Here is a 19211-nt window from a genome sequence, read left to right on the forward strand (position 1 = left end):
AAATCTCCTTTCAATTTTAAGAATTAGATTTACTGTCAAATAGTAGATACACTAACAATTTTTTTGAAATTAAAAACAATGACATTATAGAATATATTTTAGAAATTCACTTTCCATATATATTACAATTAGTTATAATCCAAAATCAGTACACATCTTATCCTTTTACATATATTTTTTAGTCTATCATTTTAAAATAAAATCCATGTTAAATTTTTATTTTTTTATGCTATAACAGTCTTTTTACTAGACTACAAGCATATATCGCCTTATTCTTATTATCAAAATAACCAAAATAAACTAACTACTTACTCTTTTTTAATAAACTTATTGCTACAAAAACCATTGCTGATCCTAATACCCAATAAATATATTCTCCTAAAAATTTTCCAGTATTCGGTAATTCGTAGTCTAATTTTTTTATGTTTGTGATAATGAAATTCCCATTTTCATTGCTGATATTAACCTCATAACCTTCCGGAATATTTTGTTCTACAACACGATATTCTCCAGCTGGTACATTATTCCATATATAATGCCAATCATTTTCTGAATGTAAAATAACTGGATTTTCAATATTTTCTTGATAAATATTTTTTGTTTGGCTAACCCATTGCTGGTCCTTTTTTATCTGTAAATCAACTTGGATTTCATTCGGGCGGTTAATATCATCATCAATCCATCTTTTCACAACCTCTATTGTAGTTTTATCCAATTGATTTGTATCAACTTGAATTACTGGTTTATCATATTGATGGGTCTTAGAAGTTGCGTTATGCTTATAAGAAACAGTTGCCATATCATTAGAATAGAAACCTTCCTTATCTGAACTTGTCTTATTGGTTCCATAGTCAGTCATTAAGTCACCTTTACTATCTCCATAGCCATTCGTTTCATATTCTTTATAAGCGTATGGAGTAGTTTTAATATTAAAAGATACACTATATTCTGCTTCATTTTCCATTCTCATCATTGGTGAAAATGTAACAATGATTTCCTTTCCATTCGTTTCTACACTTTGTACAATGTCATTACCATTATCATCTTGAATTGATTGTTCATTCTCATATAATATAGTTTCTATTCCATTAATTTTTTTTGTGATTTTAATATCTTTTTGCTCATGAAAATCAACATATTCACTTAATTGATCCGTAATAACAAGATGCGTATAATCATCAGCTTTAATAATTGAATCAAATGTGTCATATATATTTTTTCTATCGCCAACAGAAAAGTATCGTCCACTTCCTTTATAAGCATAATATTCTAGTACTTCAGAATTAATACTATAGATGCTTTTTGATTCATCGACATCTTTCAATATCCCTATTGTATATGTTGTTACATTCGGATTATTGGCTAAAAAATCATTAAAAGCCCATTCAGATGCCAATATACAAAATGGATAATTAGTTTTATCGTCAATACCTGTTCCCCATCTTTTTAAGTAATTATCTTTAAAGTTATACCCATATCCATATCCACTATTTTTAATTGTTGTTATATGCTCTTTGTCATATTGATCAATAATAAAGAAGGTTGGTATTCCATCTCCTAAAAAAATCATTATCTTTTTATGATGATTATTTTTTTGATTAAACATTTCATTAGCTAATTTTAATCCTGCTTCATAATTTGTTCCTTGATGATATTTTGCCTTTACATCTACTGTCATGGGTAACTGTTGCGTCCATGGTACAATGATATTAGCATCTTTATGATATGTATAATCTTGATAATTTGTTAAAAAAGCATCGCCTGCAAATCCTATTACCGCAATGCTATTCTCTTGATGCAAGCTTAGTGCCTGAGCAATAATACCATCACTACCATTTAAAATATCTGATATAGCTCTGTCTCTTGGAATGGTCTTGTTTTGTCCTTCTAATAAAATATCATCACTCGCCATACTATAAGATTGGTCCACTACAAATAAAAAATCAGTTGGCACAGGTTCTTGAATGCGTGCTTTTGCCGTAAGATATAATCTATATAAATCAGTTTTATCAAGTGCTTTATTATCCAAATCAGTATCTGGATTTTCTTCATTATCACGAAATGCGTCAATAGTTTTATGGTATTCAAATTTTTCTTCTACTGCATCTTCCGTTTGTTTCTTTTGATTTGTAATAGTAATTTTATCAATTGGTTCTACTTTTTCATAAAGTACTGCACGATTATTTTCTGGTAAGTTATTACTGTTAGAATCATATCCATAGAAATTCCAACCAAAAGATTCTCCTCCATAATAGTAATCAATACGCTCTGTTTGCCACTTATTATTTATATATTTCCAGCCTTTTAAATAATTATTATCTATTTGAAAACGATATTCATATTGATTATAATTTTCTTCATATACTGGTGATCGATTGACGAATGCCAACTTACCCAAATATTGATTATTACTATCAGTCATACATAATGAATAGTACTGTTTATTTGTATCTGGATATAAGGCAGTCCATTCTGAAGCCTCTTCAATATCTGTTTTTACGCCATTTAAAGCATAAAAATAGTTTCCATTTTTTGTACCTATAACATATCGATGATTTTCTTTAATTTCTGTTACTGGTTGCCATTCATTTTTTCTACTAATTTTAAGTTCTGTATTCTCCCATTTTTTTGATGCTAATTCTTCAATTTGTAGGTTAGAATCATTATATTTTTTTGGAATTTGAATTGTAGATGTCCATGTTGATTCATTTATAGCACCATGAAGCACTTGAATATCTTCCCAATCATGATTTTTTAATACTAAAACAATCCCTTCCATATCTGGCGAACCATTTTGCCATTGTTTTTCAACTGTAATTTTTACAAAATCTTCTGTATTTGAATTAATACTAGAATAATTTACGTAATTGTTTGGTTGTATATTTCTAGATCTTAATCTTGGAATATTATTTTCTCCCTGCTTATCCTTACCTATTTCTCTTTTATGAATTAAATAGATGTCAAATTTATCTAAATCGTTTTTAGTTAATTCGAAGTCCTCTGGTGAAAATACCACTCTATCGTTATCTATTATTTCTTCAAATGTAAATAAAAATCGTTGATCAATTTGTGTTAAATCAATTGTTTCTATTTGATTTTGATGAGTTAATGCTTTTTTATCAGTTATTTGACTATTTTTTTCAATTAAAATAACTTGATTTCCTTTTTCTAACATACTAATCTCTACTTTTTGAAGATCATCTACTAAAGGAGTACCATAAACTTTGCTAAATGGTGCCGTATCTAAATTAAAAATCAGTATAATAAACGTCATGATCATAAGAAACCAATTTATTTCTTTTTTATTACATTTATAAATTGTTTTATTCATATTAACACTTCATCCCTTTCAAATTTTATACGACTATTACCTTAATATTTTTTTCTAGTTTCTAATGAAATAAACATTAATATTAATAATACTCCTCCTATTTGACTAGTATATTCTGTTTGCAGTCCAGTTTTTGGGAGTTGTAATAGTGATTTTCTTACAAACTTAGGATGACAAACAACCTGGTAATTCCAATAAGATTCTTCTTTTTCAGTCGAATAATTATATTGAGGTAATGTGATTAAAAAAGGATCAATAGTATAATTTTTCATATTTTTTACAGTTACTAAATAGATTCCTGGAGTTAAATTTTTATTCAAAAATACATATTTTCCTTTATCATTTACTTCAATTGATGTGCTAATTGGATTAGTTATTTTATTATTTGCTATTTCTAAGGCATAGTCATGCTGTTGTGTAGCTGTTAACTCCTCTAAATTTTTATAAACAGTTTTATATTCATCTATTGCTTCAAAATCAATTTTCTCATTGTCTTTTTTCACCATGTTTGCAATACGATATAATTCGACTTTCCCAACAGATTCTACATCTAAACCGCTCATATCAATCGTTAAATTACTATATTGATTCATTTTTGGTGCTGTATCCGCAAACACCTTAGATGCCATACCATTTATAAATAAGACTATTACACCTAATATGCTAACTATCTTTCTCATCTTAGATTCTCCTTTTTTTAATATTTCGGATAAATAATGCTATAAAGAGTAAAATATTTACAAAAAATATTACACATGCTAAAACCATTTTTTCTATTAAACTTTTTTTAATTTGGTTATTATCTTCTTCAATTTGCTCTTTATCGCAAGTAACTCGATGTCCTCTTACTAATAAACGATGACTATTAACCGCGTATGGAGTACAAGTAACTAACGTGGCTAAATCTTGTCCTTCTTCAATCTGAATATTATTAACCTCATTTGGTAATACTGTTTTCATTTGATCTACTTCATAAGCCAAATAATTACCCAATACATAAAAATAAAATAAATCTCCTTCTTCTAATTGATCCAAATCAGTAAATAACTTTGCATCTGGTAATCCTCGGTGCGCTACATAGACAGAATGAGTACTATTTCCACCTACTGGTAATGACGTACCTTCAATATGCCCACAGCCTTGCTCTAAAGTTTCATCTGTAAATCCATGATAAATAATCATTTTTTGCTTAATCTTAGGAATAATCACAGTCCCCATCACACCATTATTTTTCCCCATATTTAATTGACTTTTATATTTTTGATGCTCTTTTGAGTTTATTATTGCATCTTCTTCATAAATAACTTGATTTTGTTTATGATCTTGGTTATATTTCAATGCTTCTTCGTACATCTCTTCTTTTTGTTGTTCACTTAGTTTTACTAAATTAACCGTATAGATATCGGCATATTGATTGTTTAGATACTCATTCCATAAATTAGTTGCATATGGATAAAGTAATAATCCAAAACCAATCCAGAGTAACATAACAATTGATAAATATGATTCTTGATTTTTTTTATTCTTTTTTTTACTCATTTTTATCTCATCTATACTTTCTCTTTGATTTTTTATGTTTCTCTTTTGAAAATTGCTTACCCATCTTTTTGATGATATAAGCTAATAATAGTCCCATTAATACACTTACAATCCGACTAAGAATTCTTGTCCATTTGGGAGTAATTTTATTAGTTTCTTTTTTAGCAACTTTTTCACTATATTGGACACGATGCCCACGGACTAATAATCTTTTAGTATTAATACCATAAGGAGTACATGTCACTAATGTCGCATAATCTTTTCCAGCTTCAATAGCTAATGATTTTGTATCAGTAGGATCAACTGTTTCAATATGGTCCACTTGATACGCTAAAGTCTCACCAAGCGTTTTAATATAGAAATGGTCCAACTCCTTAATCAAATCTAAATCTGTAAATAATTTAGCAGAAGGTAATCCTCGATGCGCCGACAAAACAGTATGCGTATTCTCACCCCCCACAGGTAAACTACTACCAAAAATGTGTCCACATCCCTTTTCTAGAACTTCTTCTGATGTATAATGATAGATTGGTATTTCCACATTAATTTTAGGAATACTAATACTCCCCATAATGCCACTACCACTAGGATTAAGTGTCGATTCATACGTTTCATCTTTTTGTCCTTCTCGAATCGCGAATACATTCGGTACAATTCCTCCTACTAAACTTTGATTATATTTAGTCGCTTTATTTAAATCTGATTCTTTTTCACCAATAGATAGCTTTGTATATAGTAATGAAGTATTTTGGGCTAATTTACTTTCACGATAGCTATTCCAAGTCTGACTAATTGTAGGATAAAAGAGAATAAATATCCCACCTATTAATAGTATGCTAATTATTAAGGTTTCAAATTCATGTGATTTATTATCTTTCATTTTCAACTCCTGTATACATCAGACAACAAAACCGCTAAGGAGACCTGTCTATCTCCAAAGCGGATTTGATGCTTATTTTAAATTTTAACTTGACTAGGCCTTTAAATTTTTATTTCTCTTTTTCTTTTTCATATATAAATTTCCTGCTAAGGCAATTGCTGCTACACCAAAGATTGTAAAGGCGTATGTTCCCATACCACCAGTAGATGGCAGTTTACTTGTTTTTGTATTTGGAATACTTTCAGAAATAAGTGTTGTACCATGACCTTCTGATGGATTTTCTTTTGTGACCTGAGTAGTAGTTGTTGTTGATCCACCATCTTTTAGATATGCTGGTAAGATACTTTCTGTTGCTTGTTCAAATTCATCCATTGCATAAAATTTTCCAGCTTTAATCCAACCAACTTGTTTTTTATCAGTTGATTCAGATTCTGTTGTAGTATATACGCTTGTATCAACAGTCGTAGTTGCTGTTGTTGTCGCACTAGTCCATGTTGCTTCAACTGAATATATATTAGTATTTAACGTATATCCTTTAGGTGCTTGGATTTCTTTAAGCCAGTATTTACCTTTTGATACTTTATTTGAAACACCATAGCCTTCAGCATTTGTTACAATTTGATCAATTTTATGTTCACACTGTTCATCTGTATAAACTCCAAAGATTGCTCCAGCTAAAGCTTCATTATCTTGACCTTCTCCAATTTTGTGGAAAGCAATTTGATAGGTATATACTATTTTTTCATCAGTAGTTTTTTTATTTCCTTCTGCACCATCTTGCGGTTTATCAGTACTATCATGTGTTGCTCCTTTATTTGGATCATTTGCATAAATAAATTCTACAGTATTTTTATTTCCTGTTGAGCCAACGACTGCATTTTCTGTAATGCGAGCACTATATTCAACTGTAATCTCTTTTACTGAACCATTTTCATTAATTACCTTGTCATAAATAAAATTAAGATTAAATCCATTTCCAACTTTTTTAACTTTTGCAACAGTTTGATTATTAATTTGTATTTCAGTATCTGAATCTGCAACAGCAACCGTTACTTTTTCTTCTCCTACTGTTACTTTAAGACTTGGCAGAAACTCTAGTCCTGAATCCATTGTATCTGAAATAAAAAATGTTTTATTAATAGCATTTTTAGGGTAACTAGGAATTGTTGGAGTTACTTTATAATCAACAATATCACCTACTCCTACCGTATTTTTTTCACCATCTAGAACAGTACCATCTGTAATTTGTTTTACAACACCTGGTTTTTTTGCTTTTGCAACACCTCTGTCACCATATAGATAATTGGATTGTGCATCCAATTCTTTTACTGTTAATTTATTATTTTCATCATAGCCAACTGCTAAATACATTGGGTTATATACATAATCTTCTGATGTAATGATAGCAATATATGCCCCCGCAGCTAAACCTGCTTTTGAAAATTCTTGATTCGAAACCGTTTCGCTAGTTGAAATTTCTTTCAATTCAGTCAAATGCTGTGCTGCTTTATTAATTTGATTTGTTGTTGGTTCTTCAATATTAATTTGCTTTAAATCTTCATCATGAATTGTATCTACTAATGAATATCTTAAAAGCCCGCCATTATTTCCATATTCTGCCTTAACAATTTGGTATAATGATACCTTTGCATTTTCACCATTGATATTTGTAATATGAATTTCTCCAGTATCTGTACTTTGAGGAATTATTCCTCCTACTGCTAATGCTAAATTCGGAAAACATATTCCTACCATTACCGCTAGCATAAGTATTACATTAACTAGTTTTCTTACCATCTTCTTTTTTACCATCGAGATTTAACCCCTTTCAATTTATTATTTTTTTTGAGATAGAGAATAAATGTAAACCGCTTTATTCCATCTAATCTGTATAGATAATCTATCATTTTATTGTTAAATAGTTGTTAATTTTTATATTTTATTCATATTTTTACCAAATTAAAGATTTATAACAGACAATAGCTTTTGCTTGTTGAACTACGATAACAATTTTAAGATGAAGATAATCAATAATAATATTTTTATATGTCGGATTATTAGTTATTAAAATAAAAAAACGTAGAACTAGTTCCCAAACTAATCCTACGTTCTCTATAATTTTATAAATTATTTCTTAACTAAATAGTATCCTTCTCCTACTTTATTCTGTATCGGATTGTAACCTAACAATAATTTTATTTTCTTTCTTAAGGTGGTAATATGTACTCGTACTGAATTACCAAAATAATCGGCATATGAATTCCAAGCATGAATCAATAACTCATCTACTTTTACTATTCTATCCTGATTTAATAATAAATACTCAATAATAGCTGTTTCTTTTTTAGTTAAAATTACAAGTTCTTTTTTTACATATAATTCTCTTTTTACCGTATTAAACATTAAATCTCCAAATACTAGCATAGGTTGAGTTACAATAACATTTCTTCGAAGTAATGCTCGTATTCTTGCTTCTAATTCTTTAAAACAAAATGGTTTTACTACACAATCACTTGCCCCTAAATCTAAACATTTTACTTTTAATTCAGTTGCTTCATTTTTAATAATTACTAATACTTTTGCATTTTTATCTTTTGATATAATTTTATTTAGGATATCAAATCCAGATATTATTGGTAAATCTAAATCTAAAATAATTAAATCATATACTTCTGTACTGATTAAATTAATAGCTTTCTTACCATCAGTAACATATTCTACATAATGTCCATTATTTTTTATTCCTTTAATTATTGTTTGTAGTAAATCCAAGTCGTTTTCAATGACCAATAACCTCATTTTACAAGTCTCCTTTTATTTTCTTAAATTTACTTTAATTAATTCTATTCATCCTCCAATCAAAATCACCCAATCATTTTTTCATCCCATGTTAATTAAAAGATATCATATCAATGTTAAATTCGTATTAAATTAGTACAAAAAATACAAATTTCATTTTAATAATTCATTGATATTTCTCATTAATTATACATGTTGGATACATAGTTTTCAAAAAATGTTATCATTTTGTACTTTTTGGTCAAAAATAATAAAGATTTATTAATTTAAAAAAAATCCTCTTAAAGCTAGCACCATGCTAACTTTAAGAGGATTTTTCAATAGTATTTATTATTTAACAATGACGGCTGTACCACTAGCGGTTACTAAAAGCATTGTACCATCTGCACCTAATACTTCATAATCGAACTTCATGCCGACTACTGCATTAGCGCCGGCTTCAACAGCGCGTTGTTCTAATTCACGTAAAACATCTTTTCTGGCTTTGATTAATTCTTCTTCATATCCTTGTGAACGTCCGCCAAAAACATTGCGGAAACTTGCGCCAATATCTTTTAATATATTAATCCCTGAGACAACTTCTCCAAAGACAATTCCTTTATACTCAAGAATTTGTTTACCTTCAATGGAAGGCGTTGTTGTAATAATCATCTAACCCACTCCTTTTATTGATTGGTATTTATTACGTTAATTATACCACAAACGGAAGGGTTTGCATTAGTTATTTTCTAAGTAATCTAGGGCATCTTGGAAGGTTTTAACCGGTACAATCATCATCTCGGTTCCTAATTGTTCGGCGGTCGCTTTAGCAACTTGGTAATTTGACTTAAAATCTTCACCATCATATTTTGTTTTTTCGTTATCTGGAGCGAAGAATATTTCCGCTCCTGCTTTATCAGCGGCCACAACTTTTTTATCGATACCACCGATTGGGCCGACTGCTCCTGACTTTTCAATTGTACCAGTTCCGGCAATATTGCGTCCTTTAGCTACATCTATTGGCGAGATACTATCATACAAATACAAGCTGAACATCAAACCAGCTGATGGACCAGTAATACCATTTGCATCAAATTCAACTTTTGGTGTTGACTCTATTTCGATTTCCGGGAGGAGTGTTACACCTAATATTTTTTCACCGCTAGCTTCATTTGTCATTAGTGTCCCACTGAAGCTTAATTCTTCTTCATGACGTTTGACGGTAACCGTAACGGCTTCATCTTCTGGTACTTGTTGCACGATATCTAATAATTCTTCTGTCGATGTGACTTTAGTATCGTTAATGGCCACGATCTGATCTTCTGGTTGGATTTGTTGGTAAAAGTTAGATTCTTCTACAACGCTTAAAACATAGATTGCCAACGTTTTTTCGTTGTAAGGATAGTCAGCTGCTTGAAAGGCTACTTCAATCGCTGCATTTTTCGCATTATTCATATAAGCTGTTTGAATTAAATTATATTGTTCTTTAGAGTAGTCTTGATACATTTGACTCTTTGGTACTAATTCTCGGTGTGGTGATAAGGCGAACAAAGCTGAACCTAAAAAGGCATCTTGGTGTAAGACGGTCGTATAGCGATAGCTTCCATCGACTGTATCATTTAATGTTTGGTCTTCAATCGTCATTAATTCACTCACATTATCCGCTGATCCCGGACTTACTAAGATATACGGCAAAGGAATTCCTGAGATTGCTATGGCGATTAAGATAGTTATTACGATTATTTTTAGTTTTTTATGCGGCATAATTGACTCACCTCATTTATAGTTGGAATTTGGCTTTTATGGCTTGTTCAACAAGTTCCGGTACAAATTGCGTTATCACACCACCAAATTGGGCAATTTCTTTAATCATACTAGAACTAACAAAGCGGTATTGTTCATTTGCTAGGAAGATAATGGTTTCAATTTTATCGTTTTGCGTCTTATTTAACGTGGCGATATTTGATTCATATTCAAAATCTACCGTATTGCGGATACCACGAACTAAGACGGTAGCGCCTAATTGTTCTGCTAAATCAACCGTCAATCCACCTGTATGTTCAATCACACAAACATTATCTAAATGAGCTAGGCAATCTTTCGCTAGTTGCATACGTTCTTGTTGGTTAAACAAATTATTCTTTGTTGTATTATAAGAAATCGCAATAATCACTTCATCAAATAATGTCGCAGTTCTTTCAATAATATCAATATGACCATTTGTAATTGGGTCAAAACTGCCAGCATATAAAGCTACTTGCTTCATCATTCTCTACTCCTTTTCGTATACGTGAATGGCTGTAATGCCGTATTCGACGCGTCGTTGTAAGATAAATTCACCAATTTCTGATGGTAGTTCCATTTCTTTATCAACTTCAGCTACGATAATACAATCTTCAGCTAATAAGTTCAGTGATAGTAACTTTTCAATGTCTTTTGAAATCTCTTGTAAACGATATGGTGGATCTAAAAAGACTAATGAGATCGGTTCAAAATCTTTCATGGTACTTAATCGTGCTAGATTGGCTTTAACATTCCCAGGTATCACTGTAAAGCGCTCTTCTTCTTTTGTGATGTCAATATTTTGTTTAATTGTTTGTAGTGCTTGGCGATTTTTTTCGCATAGAAAGGCATGGTCCATTCCACGTGATACGGCTTCAATCGCAATACCACCTGATCCTGCATACATATCAAGCATCACTCCACCATCAAAATAAGGTCCAATGATATTAAATAATGATTCCTTAATTTTATCGGTTGTAGGTCTTGTATTATTCCCTGGTACTGCTCTTAGATTTCTTCCTCTGTATTCTCCTGATACTACTCGCATATTATTCCCCTTACTGAACGAACTGACTTTAAAAAGCTGGCGTTCTTTTGATTTATTCTTTTCAACAAAATAAGGCCGGACGAATCCAGCCTCATTGTTAGTCTTGCTCTTTGGTTACTTCTTGTGTTGCTTGTTCATTATTTGAGGCTATTAGTTGTTTTTGTTTACTTTTTTCTAAAGCATATTCTTCACGTAATTCTGGTAAAATTTTTGTGAAATCCATGCGTACACTTGGACGTTGTGATAATTCTACTGAACGCACAAAATGTAAACGATCTAGCTTTGCCATAATATCTTCAGCATCGGCTTTATCGACATATAAGTAAACATACTTCATCTTTTTAGATACATACGTTACATTACCAAATTTGCGTAATTGCTTTAATTGTTTTAACGTATATAGCCAAATAATGATTGCTTGTCTTTCTGTTTGCTCCATATTGTTAACTCCTATGTGATGGGCATTCGCAACCTGTATGTAATAATGGATTGCCCATGTCTACTTTTATTGATTCTGATACTTCATTAGCAACCTTTGTAGCTACTAAATCAAGTAATGTTTGTAAATTAGTTTCAGCTACATGAAATTCATAAACCGTCTTTTGAACATCAATACGGCGCTTTTCTCGTACTAATTTTAACTTTTCTTTATGATAAAAATCAGATGTCTTATCATATTGTCCTAATCGTAACACATAATCACGCATATCAACAAATCTAGCAATATCTGATTGTAAACGTTGATCGGAATCATACTGCTGTTTAGCTTCTTCATATGCATCATAATAATGACTATTTCTGATTGTAGTAGCTAAACGATGTGTTTGCTCACTTATTGCTAATTCTTGTTGAAAATCCATCCTAAATCTCTCCTAAAAAACTATATACTATCCTTCGCTTATTTCTATTAACAAATCTTTACTTTGAATTTGGTCGCCTTCTTCCACTAAGATATGCGATACAATACCTGAGATTGGCGCATTGATGGTTGTTTCCATCTTCATGGCTTCAGTAACAATAATTGCTTGGCCTTTTTCAACTTTTTCGCCAACTTTAACAGCCAATTGTAAGACTGAACCTGGCATTGTTGCGCCAACATGTCCTGCATTACTTGGGTCGGCTTTTTTATGTTCGACGGTATTAACTTTTACGCTGCGGTCTTTGACAACGATTTCTCGTCCTTGGCCATTAAAGCGGTAGAACATAATGCGATTACCTTCTGAATCTGGTTCACCAATTTGAACTAGGCGAATTGCAATTGATTTTCCTGGTGCATAGACGATTTCAATCTTTTCGCCAGTCTCCATACCATGGAAGAAGGTTGGTGTATCTAATTGAGTAACCACACCAAATTCTTTATATTTTTCTAAATATTCGGTAAACACTTTTGGATATAAGATATAACTTAAAACATCTTTATCACTAGCTTTATGCCCCATCATCTCTTCTAATTCAGCTCTTACTTCATCAAAGTTAACTGGTGCAGCATGTAAGCCTGGGCGATCAGTAATAAACTCTTCACCTTTTAAGACTAGTTGTTGTAATTCTTTTGGGAATCCGCCAACTGGTTGTCCTAAATCACCTTTGAAGAACTTAATAACTGATTGTGGGAAGTCTAAGTCTTTTCCTTTTTCAAATAAAGATTTTTCATCTAACCCATTTTGTAACATAAATAATGTCATATCACCAACTACTTTTGATGATGGTGTTACTTTAATAATATCACCGAATAAATTATTAACGGTATGATACATTACTTCAACATCTTCAAATGAATCACCTAACCCAACTGCTTTAGCTTGTTGTTGTAAGTTCGTATATTGTCCACCAGGCATTTCATGTTGATATACAGCTGTTGATGGAGATTTTTGGCCTTTATCGAACATATCATATTGTTTGCGGACATCTGCCCAATAATGATTCACTTTACGTACACGGTCGATAGTTAAGGATGGTTGGCGTTCTAAACCACTTGTCGCATAATAGAATGATTCCATGCTAGGTTGTGATGTACCACCTGCCATTGAGCTAATAGCGCAATCGACAATATCAACACCAGCATCCATGGCACGTTTGTAAGTCATTAAGCCATTACCACTTGTATCATGCGTATGTAAGTGAATTGGTAAGTCCACTGCTTCTTTTAATGTAGAAATTAATTGATAAGCGGCTTCTGGTTTTAAAAGGCCTGCCATATCTTTCACGCCAATGATTGTTGCACCGGCTTTTTCTAAGTCTTGCGCTAAGGTTTTATAGTAATTTAAGCTATATTTTTGACGCATTGGATCTAGAATATCACCCGTATAACAAATCGCTGCTTCTGCAATTTTACCTGCTTCACGAACTGCATCAATACTTAATTCCATTTGTGGTAACCAGTTCAAACTATCAAAAATACGGAACACATCCACACCTGTCTTAGCTGATTCTTTAATAAATTCACGAATCACATTATCTGGATAGTTTTGGTAGCCGACTGCATTTGAGCCACGTAATAACATCTGTAGTAAAGTATTTGGCATTGCTTTGCGCATTTCTTCCAAGCGTTCCCATGGGTCTTCAGTTAAAAAGCGATAAGCTGTATCAAATGTTGCCCCACCCCAGACTTCTGCTGAAAATAATTCAGGTAATGCTTGTTCATATAGTTTTGCTCCTGTAATTAAATCATTAGATCGCATACGAGTTGCAAATAAACTTTGATGGGCATCACGAAAAGTTGTATCTGTTAGCAATACTTTTTCTTGTGATTTTACCCAATCATTAACACCCAATGCACCTTTTGTATCTAGAATGTTTTTAGCAGTGGTTGGTATTTGTATTTTTTCTTTAAAGCTTGGTACTTCAATTGTTTGGTATTTGTGCTTTTCGTTTGTATCAATTCCTGGGAAACCATTAATCGTAATCTCAGAAATGTAACGCATTAATTTATTACCTCTATTTTTTTCTTGTGGGAATTCAAATAACTCCGGACTATTATCAATAAAGGTTGTTTTTGCTTCACCCGTTAAGAATAATGGATGATTTACCACATTCTTCATAAATGGAATATTCGTTTTAACACCACGAATACGGAACTCACGTAAAGCACGTTGCATCACCACCACTGCTTGTTCAAAGTCACGTCCATAAGTACAAACCTTAACTAATAATGAGTCAAAGTGTGGCGTTACAACATTACCTTGGAAAGCATTCCCAGCATCCAAACGAATCCCAAATCCACCTGGTGAGCGGTAGGTATTAATCTTTCCTGTATCTGGCAAGAAGTTATTTAATGGGTCTTCTGTCGTAATACGGCATTGAATGGCTGCCCCACTATACGTTAAATCAACTTGTTTTGGAATATTAATATCTTTGTGTAAATCCATTCCTTGTGCGATTTGTAATTGAGCTTGCACAATATCAATACCTGTAATTAATTCACTAATGGTATGTTCAACTTGTATACGAGGGTTGACCTCAATAAAATAAAATTTATCTTTATCTAATAAAAATTCTACTGTACCGGCATTAACATAACCAATCTCTTGCATAAAGTCACGGGCTGCCAAACAAATTTTTTGACGCATGTCTTCCGATAATGAAACGCATGGTGCCACTTCAATAACTTTCTGGTGACGTCTTTGTACTGAACAATCACGCTCAAATAAATGGACGACATTCCCATGTGTATCACCCAAGATTTGCACTTCAATATGTTGCGGGTCTTCAATATACTTCTCGACATAACATTCTCCCGCACCAAAAGCTTTAATGGCTTCACCGGATGCACGTTTGTAACTTTCTTCTACTTCATCTTTAGAGCGAACAACACGCATTCCACGACCGCCACCACCTAAAGCAGCTTTAATCATAATTGGATAGCCATATTCTTCCCCAAATGCATAAATCTCATCAACTGAAGCTACTACATCTTCTGTTCCTGGAATTGATTGTAAACCTGCTTTTAAGGCAGCATCCTTAGCTTTTAACTTATCGCCCAAAATATCCAAATGTTTTAAATCTGGTCCAATAAAAGTTAACTCATTATCAAGACATTTCTTGGCAAATTCAATGTTCTCTGATAAAAATCCATAACCTGGGTGAATCGCATCCGCCCCTGACATTTTGGCAATACGGATAATATCATCAATGTCTAAATAAGCATCAATCGGCTTTTTGCCTTCCCCAACTAAATAAGCTTCATCGGCTTTATAACGATGTAGTGATTGTTCATCCTCTTTCGCAAAAATCCCAACTGTTTCCATTCCTAATTCTGAAGCAGCTCGGAACACCCTAATAGCAATCTCTCCACGATTGGCAACTAATATTTTTTTCATAAACCGACTAAACTCCTCTTATTTTTATTGTATTTTCATACGTTTATCTGATTCAATCGCATATAAGACTAATGCAACCGCCACACTTGAAACAATATAACTTGAACCACCATAACTAATAAATGGCAGTGGTACCCCTGTAATAGGCGCTAAACCTAATAAGGCGGCAATATTGATGCTAGATTGAATTAAAAACATCAACCCAACACCCATACAAATATATTTTGAAAATAATGATTTAGCTTGCATCCCTTTATAAAAAATCCTTAAAATAAAAGCATACAAAATCGTTATAATCACAATTATCCAAATAAAACCTAATTCTTCACCAACAATCGCTAAAATAAAATCAGTATGCGCTTCTGGTAAAGAGCCTGTCTTTTGAATGGAATTACCAATCCCATTACCCGTCCAACCACCACGAGCCAAGCCAATTAATCCTTGAATAGACTGCCATCCAGTAACGGTACGATCTTCCCATGGATTATGAAATGATACTAGACGATTGATTTGATAACCGGCAATTGGTAATTTACTTAAGAAGGACTTTGGTAAATAGGTGAATAAATATCCTAAAGCTAATACCCCCGTTAATACCGGCATACCATATTTATAAAAACCAGTCGATACAAAGAGTCCTAAAGCAATTAAAGCGATAATCATTGCCGTCCCCATATCTGGCTGCATCATAACAAATGCTAATACTACTAAAGTTACCCCTACTGGAATCCTTATATAACGAACAATATCTTGTTCTTCTTTTAATTCAGAATAGACATATGAACTAATCCAAATAATATACAACTTAGCAATTTCTGATGGTTGAATATTAAATCCTCCAACATTAATCCAACTTCTAGCTCCATTTCTTTCTTCAGTAAATAATACAATGACTAATAGAGCCAATTGAATAATCCCAAACCCAATCATCCATTTTTCACTTTTTAAAATCCTATCACCAAAATAAATTACTAATCCTAAAGCGCTAACTCCTAAGATAATAAAAATAATCTGCTTTATTAAATAGGTTTCTGAAGAACCTGTTTGGGCTAGCGCATAATACGTACTAGCACTATATACCATTACCAAACCAAATAATGATAAGGCAATATACGAACACAAAATCCACATATCTAAACTTCTAATATCTTCTACTATTTGTGCGAATGATAAATTTTTTATTCTTTTTTTAATATCTTGACTAATCAAGAAAATTCCCCCTTATTTTTTTAGTGGGCGGGTTTTTATTTTATTTGATTGATACATTTCATTATATACCTGAGTGCATACATCATTTAATGCACGCTCTAATTTTGACATCATTTGGTGCCCCTCATTTTCTTGAAGAATGCCTATTTCAATCGCAAATTCTACTTGTTTTGAAAAACCAAATAATTGTGTATCGATAATTTCTTCAAATGCCGGACATTGCGCTAAGCATAAATGAGTCTTCTGACTATCAATTAACTTAAAAATCTTTTCAGCATTATTATTTAAAATGTCGATTGCTATATCATCCACGAAAATTCCTCCTTTAGCCATACCTATCTAATGTACATTATATCATAAAAAGAATTCGTAAATGATTTTTTTGAACCAATTCATCAAAAAAACTAAGTAATCACGAGGACTACTTAGCTTAAATGGTATCTATTAATTATTCTGCAACACGTTTACGTTTTGCTGCTTTTTCACGTTCACCTTTGTTTAAGATTTGTTTTCTTAAACGAATTGTTTCTGGCGTGATTTCACAGTATTCATCATCTGATAAGAATTCTAATGATTCTTCTAATGATAATTTTCTTGGTGTTTTAATAACGTTTGTTTGGTCTTTGTTAGAAGAACGCACGTTAGTTTGTTGTTTAGCTTTAGTGATATTCACAGCGATATCGTTATCACGTGAGTTTTCACCTACGACCATACCTTCATAAATTTCAACACCTGGTTCAATAAAGATTGTTCCACGGTCTTCAACACCCATGATACCGTATGTAGTTGCTTTACCAGTCTCAGTTGAAACTAAAGCCCCATTATGACGGCCACCAATGTTTGCTGCTACGTATGGCATGTATTGATCGAATGTGTGGTTCATGATTCCGTATCCACGAGTCATTGATAAGAATTCTGTTGTATATCCAATTAATCCGCGAGCTGGAGCTAAGAAGATAATACGAACTTGGCCATTACCAGTATGAATCATATCTTGCATTTCACCTTTACGGTTACTTAATGATTCAATGATTGATCCCATGTATTCTTCAGGAGTATCGATTTGTACACGTTCAAATGGTTCGCATTTAACGCCATCGATTTCACGAATGATAACTTCTGGACGTGATACTTGTAATTCATAACCTTCACGACGCATATTTTCAATTAAGATAGATAAGTGTAATTCACCACGACCAGATACAGTCCATGCATCAGGTGAGTCAGTTGGTTCTACTTTTAATGATACGTCTGTTTGTAATTCACGTAATAAACGTTCTTCAATCTTACGAGCTGTTACGTATTTACCTTCGCGTCCTGCAAATGGTGAGTTATTTGTTAAGAATGTCATTTGTAAAGTTGGTTCGTCAATATGTAATACTGGTAGCGCTTCTGGATTTTCGATTGGTGCTACTGTTTCACCAACGAAGATATCTTCCATACCAGATACGGCAATTAAGTCCCCCGCTTTAGCTTCATTAATTTCAATACGGTTCAATCCTAAGAAACCGAATAATTTAGTGACACGGAAATTCTTTTGAGTGCCGTCAAGTTTCATTAATGTTACTTGGTCGCCGACTTTCATAGTTCCACGGAAGATACGGCCAATACCGATACGTCCTACATAGTCATTATAGTCTAATAATGATACTTGGAATTGTAAAGGTTCATCTGAGTTATCTACTGGAGCTGGAATATGCTCTACAATTGTATCTAAGATATGGTCCATTGTTTCTTCTTGATCAGCTGGGTTATCAGATTTACTTGATGTACCATTTAATGCTGATGCGTATACTACTGGGAATTCTAATTGTTCGTCATCTGCACCTAATTCGATGAATAATTCTAATACTTCATCGACTACTTCTTCAGGACGAGCAGCGTCACGGTCAATTTTGTTAACTACAACGATTGGAGTTAATTTTTGGTCTAATGCTTTTTTCAATACAAAACGTGTTTGTGGCATTGTACCTTCATAAGCATCAACTACTAATACTACACCATCAACCATTTTCATAATACGTTCTACTTCTCCACCGAAGTCCGCGTGTCCTGGTGTGTCCATAATATTAATATGTGTTCCTTTATAGTTTACGGCTGTATTTTTAGCTAAGATAGTGATTCCACGTTCACGCTCAATATCATTTGAGTCCATTGCACGCTCATCTAATTCCGTACGCTCATCTAATGTAGAAGATTGTTTTAATAATTCATCTACTAGAGTTGTTTTACCGTGGTCAACGTGAGCGATGATAGCGACGTTACGGATGTCATTTCTTTTATTCATAATAATTTTTTTCCTCCAAATCTGATTACAGAAGAAAGCTC

The 19211-nt window shown here is 32.4% G+C and carries 16 protein-coding genes; all 16 read right to left on the reverse strand.

Annotated elements, in window-relative coordinates; genetic code table 11:
• Positions 1-304: 304 nt before the first annotated feature.
• Positions 305-3331: a DUF7604 domain-containing protein gene (locus BMX09_RS01835; RefSeq protein WP_089745998.1), complete on the reverse strand. Its 3027-nt coding sequence runs from the start codon at positions 3329-3331 to the stop codon at positions 305-307.
• A 41-nt stretch (positions 3332-3372) separates the two neighbouring features.
• A complete protein-coding gene (locus BMX09_RS01840; protein ID WP_089745999.1) occupies positions 3373-4011 on the reverse strand; it encodes a hypothetical protein in 639 nt (212 codons plus the stop codon).
• Between the two features lies 1 nt (position 4012).
• Positions 4013-4870, reverse strand: coding sequence for a class C sortase (locus tag BMX09_RS01845; RefSeq protein WP_089746000.1), 858 nt, complete (start codon positions 4868-4870; stop codon positions 4013-4015).
• 7 nt (positions 4871-4877) lie between these two features.
• Positions 4878-5750, reverse strand: coding sequence for a class C sortase (locus tag BMX09_RS01850; RefSeq protein WP_089746001.1), 873 nt, complete (start codon positions 5748-5750; stop codon positions 4878-4880).
• A 93-nt stretch (positions 5751-5843) separates the two neighbouring features.
• Entirely contained in the window at positions 5844-7562 is a 1719-nt protein-coding gene (locus BMX09_RS01855; protein WP_089746002.1) for an isopeptide-forming domain-containing fimbrial protein, read from the reverse strand.
• Positions 7563-7877: 315 nt separating this feature from the next.
• The gene (locus tag BMX09_RS01860) at positions 7878-8549 is read right to left on the reverse strand and encodes a response regulator transcription factor (RefSeq protein ID WP_089746003.1); all 672 of its coding nucleotides are present in this window, start codon (positions 8547-8549) and stop codon (positions 7878-7880) included.
• 330 nt (positions 8550-8879) lie between these two features.
• A complete protein-coding gene (locus BMX09_RS01865; RefSeq protein ID WP_089746004.1) occupies positions 8880-9200 on the reverse strand; it encodes a putative heavy metal-binding protein in 321 nt (106 codons plus the stop codon).
• Positions 9201-9266: 66 nt separating this feature from the next.
• Positions 9267-10292, reverse strand: coding sequence for a SepM family pheromone-processing serine protease (locus tag BMX09_RS01870; RefSeq protein WP_089746005.1), 1026 nt, complete (start codon positions 10290-10292; stop codon positions 9267-9269).
• A 16-nt stretch (positions 10293-10308) separates the two neighbouring features.
• Positions 10309-10797: a pantetheine-phosphate adenylyltransferase gene (coaD, locus tag BMX09_RS01875; RefSeq protein ID WP_322787574.1), complete on the reverse strand. Its 489-nt coding sequence runs from the start codon at positions 10795-10797 to the stop codon at positions 10309-10311.
• A gap of 3 nt (positions 10798-10800) precedes the next feature.
• Entirely contained in the window at positions 10801-11358 is a 558-nt protein-coding gene (gene rsmD, locus BMX09_RS01880; RefSeq protein ID WP_089746007.1) for a 16S rRNA (guanine(966)-N(2))-methyltransferase RsmD, read from the reverse strand.
• A 97-nt stretch (positions 11359-11455) separates the two neighbouring features.
• Positions 11456-11797: a YlbG family protein gene (locus tag BMX09_RS01885; RefSeq protein WP_089746008.1), complete on the reverse strand. Its 342-nt coding sequence runs from the start codon at positions 11795-11797 to the stop codon at positions 11456-11458.
• Between the two features lie 4 nt (positions 11798-11801).
• Positions 11802-12218: a YlbF family regulator gene (locus BMX09_RS01890; protein ID WP_089746009.1), complete on the reverse strand. Its 417-nt coding sequence runs from the start codon at positions 12216-12218 to the stop codon at positions 11802-11804.
• A 27-nt stretch (positions 12219-12245) separates the two neighbouring features.
• Entirely contained in the window at positions 12246-15674 is a 3429-nt protein-coding gene (locus BMX09_RS01895; RefSeq protein ID WP_089746010.1) for a pyruvate carboxylase, read from the reverse strand.
• Positions 15675-15698: 24 nt separating this feature from the next.
• Entirely contained in the window at positions 15699-16883 is a 1185-nt protein-coding gene (locus BMX09_RS01900; RefSeq protein ID WP_089746011.1) for an FtsW/RodA/SpoVE family cell cycle protein, read from the reverse strand.
• Between the two features lie 12 nt (positions 16884-16895).
• Positions 16896-17195 carry a DUF1507 family protein gene (locus BMX09_RS01905; RefSeq protein ID WP_245711105.1) on the reverse strand — a complete coding sequence of 100 codons (300 nt, stop codon included), beginning with the start codon at positions 17193-17195 and terminating at the stop codon, positions 16896-16898.
• A gap of 136 nt (positions 17196-17331) precedes the next feature.
• A complete protein-coding gene (gene typA / locus BMX09_RS01910; RefSeq protein ID WP_089746013.1) occupies positions 17332-19170 on the reverse strand; it encodes a translational GTPase TypA in 1839 nt (612 codons plus the stop codon).
• Positions 19171-19211: the final 41 nt, after the last annotated feature.

Source organism: Granulicatella balaenopterae, assembly GCF_900111135.1.
In the GTDB taxonomy this organism is placed as follows: domain Bacteria; phylum Bacillota; class Bacilli; order Lactobacillales; family Aerococcaceae; genus Granulicatella; species Granulicatella balaenopterae.

Coding starts and splice junctions, on each gene's coding strand:
- BMX09_RS01835 (WP_089745998.1), bottom strand. CDS start 3,331: ATGAATAAAACAATTTATAAATGTAATAAAAAAGAAATAAATTGGTTT.
- BMX09_RS01840 (WP_089745999.1), bottom strand. CDS start 4,011: ATGAGAAAGATAGTTAGCATATTAGGTGTAATAGTCTTATTTATAAAT.
- BMX09_RS01845 (WP_089746000.1), bottom strand. CDS start 4,870: ATGAGTAAAAAAAAGAATAAAAAAAATCAAGAATCATATTTATCAATT.
- BMX09_RS01850 (WP_089746001.1), bottom strand. CDS start 5,750: ATGAAAGATAATAAATCACATGAATTTGAAACCTTAATAATTAGCATA.
- BMX09_RS01855 (WP_089746002.1), bottom strand. CDS start 7,562: ATGGTAAAAAAGAAGATGGTAAGAAAACTAGTTAATGTAATACTTATG.
- BMX09_RS01860 (WP_089746003.1), bottom strand. CDS start 8,549: ATGAGGTTATTGGTCATTGAAAACGACTTGGATTTACTACAAACAATA.
- BMX09_RS01865 (WP_089746004.1), bottom strand. CDS start 9,200: ATGATTATTACAACAACGCCTTCCATTGAAGGTAAACAAATTCTTGAG.
- BMX09_RS01870 (WP_089746005.1), bottom strand. CDS start 10,292: ATGCCGCATAAAAAACTAAAAATAATCGTAATAACTATCTTAATCGCC.
- coaD (WP_322787574.1), bottom strand. CDS start 10,797: ATGATGAAGCAAGTAGCTTTATATGCTGGCAGTTTTGACCCAATTACA.
- rsmD (WP_089746007.1), bottom strand. CDS start 11,358: ATGCGAGTAGTATCAGGAGAATACAGAGGAAGAAATCTAAGAGCAGTA.
- BMX09_RS01885 (WP_089746008.1), bottom strand. CDS start 11,797: ATGGAGCAAACAGAAAGACAAGCAATCATTATTTGGCTATATACGTTA.
- BMX09_RS01890 (WP_089746009.1), bottom strand. CDS start 12,218: ATGGATTTTCAACAAGAATTAGCAATAAGTGAGCAAACACATCGTTTA.
- BMX09_RS01895 (WP_089746010.1), bottom strand. CDS start 15,674: ATGAAAAAAATATTAGTTGCCAATCGTGGAGAGATTGCTATTAGGGTG.
- typA (WP_089746013.1), bottom strand. CDS start 19,170: ATGAATAAAAGAAATGACATCCGTAACGTCGCTATCATCGCTCACGTT.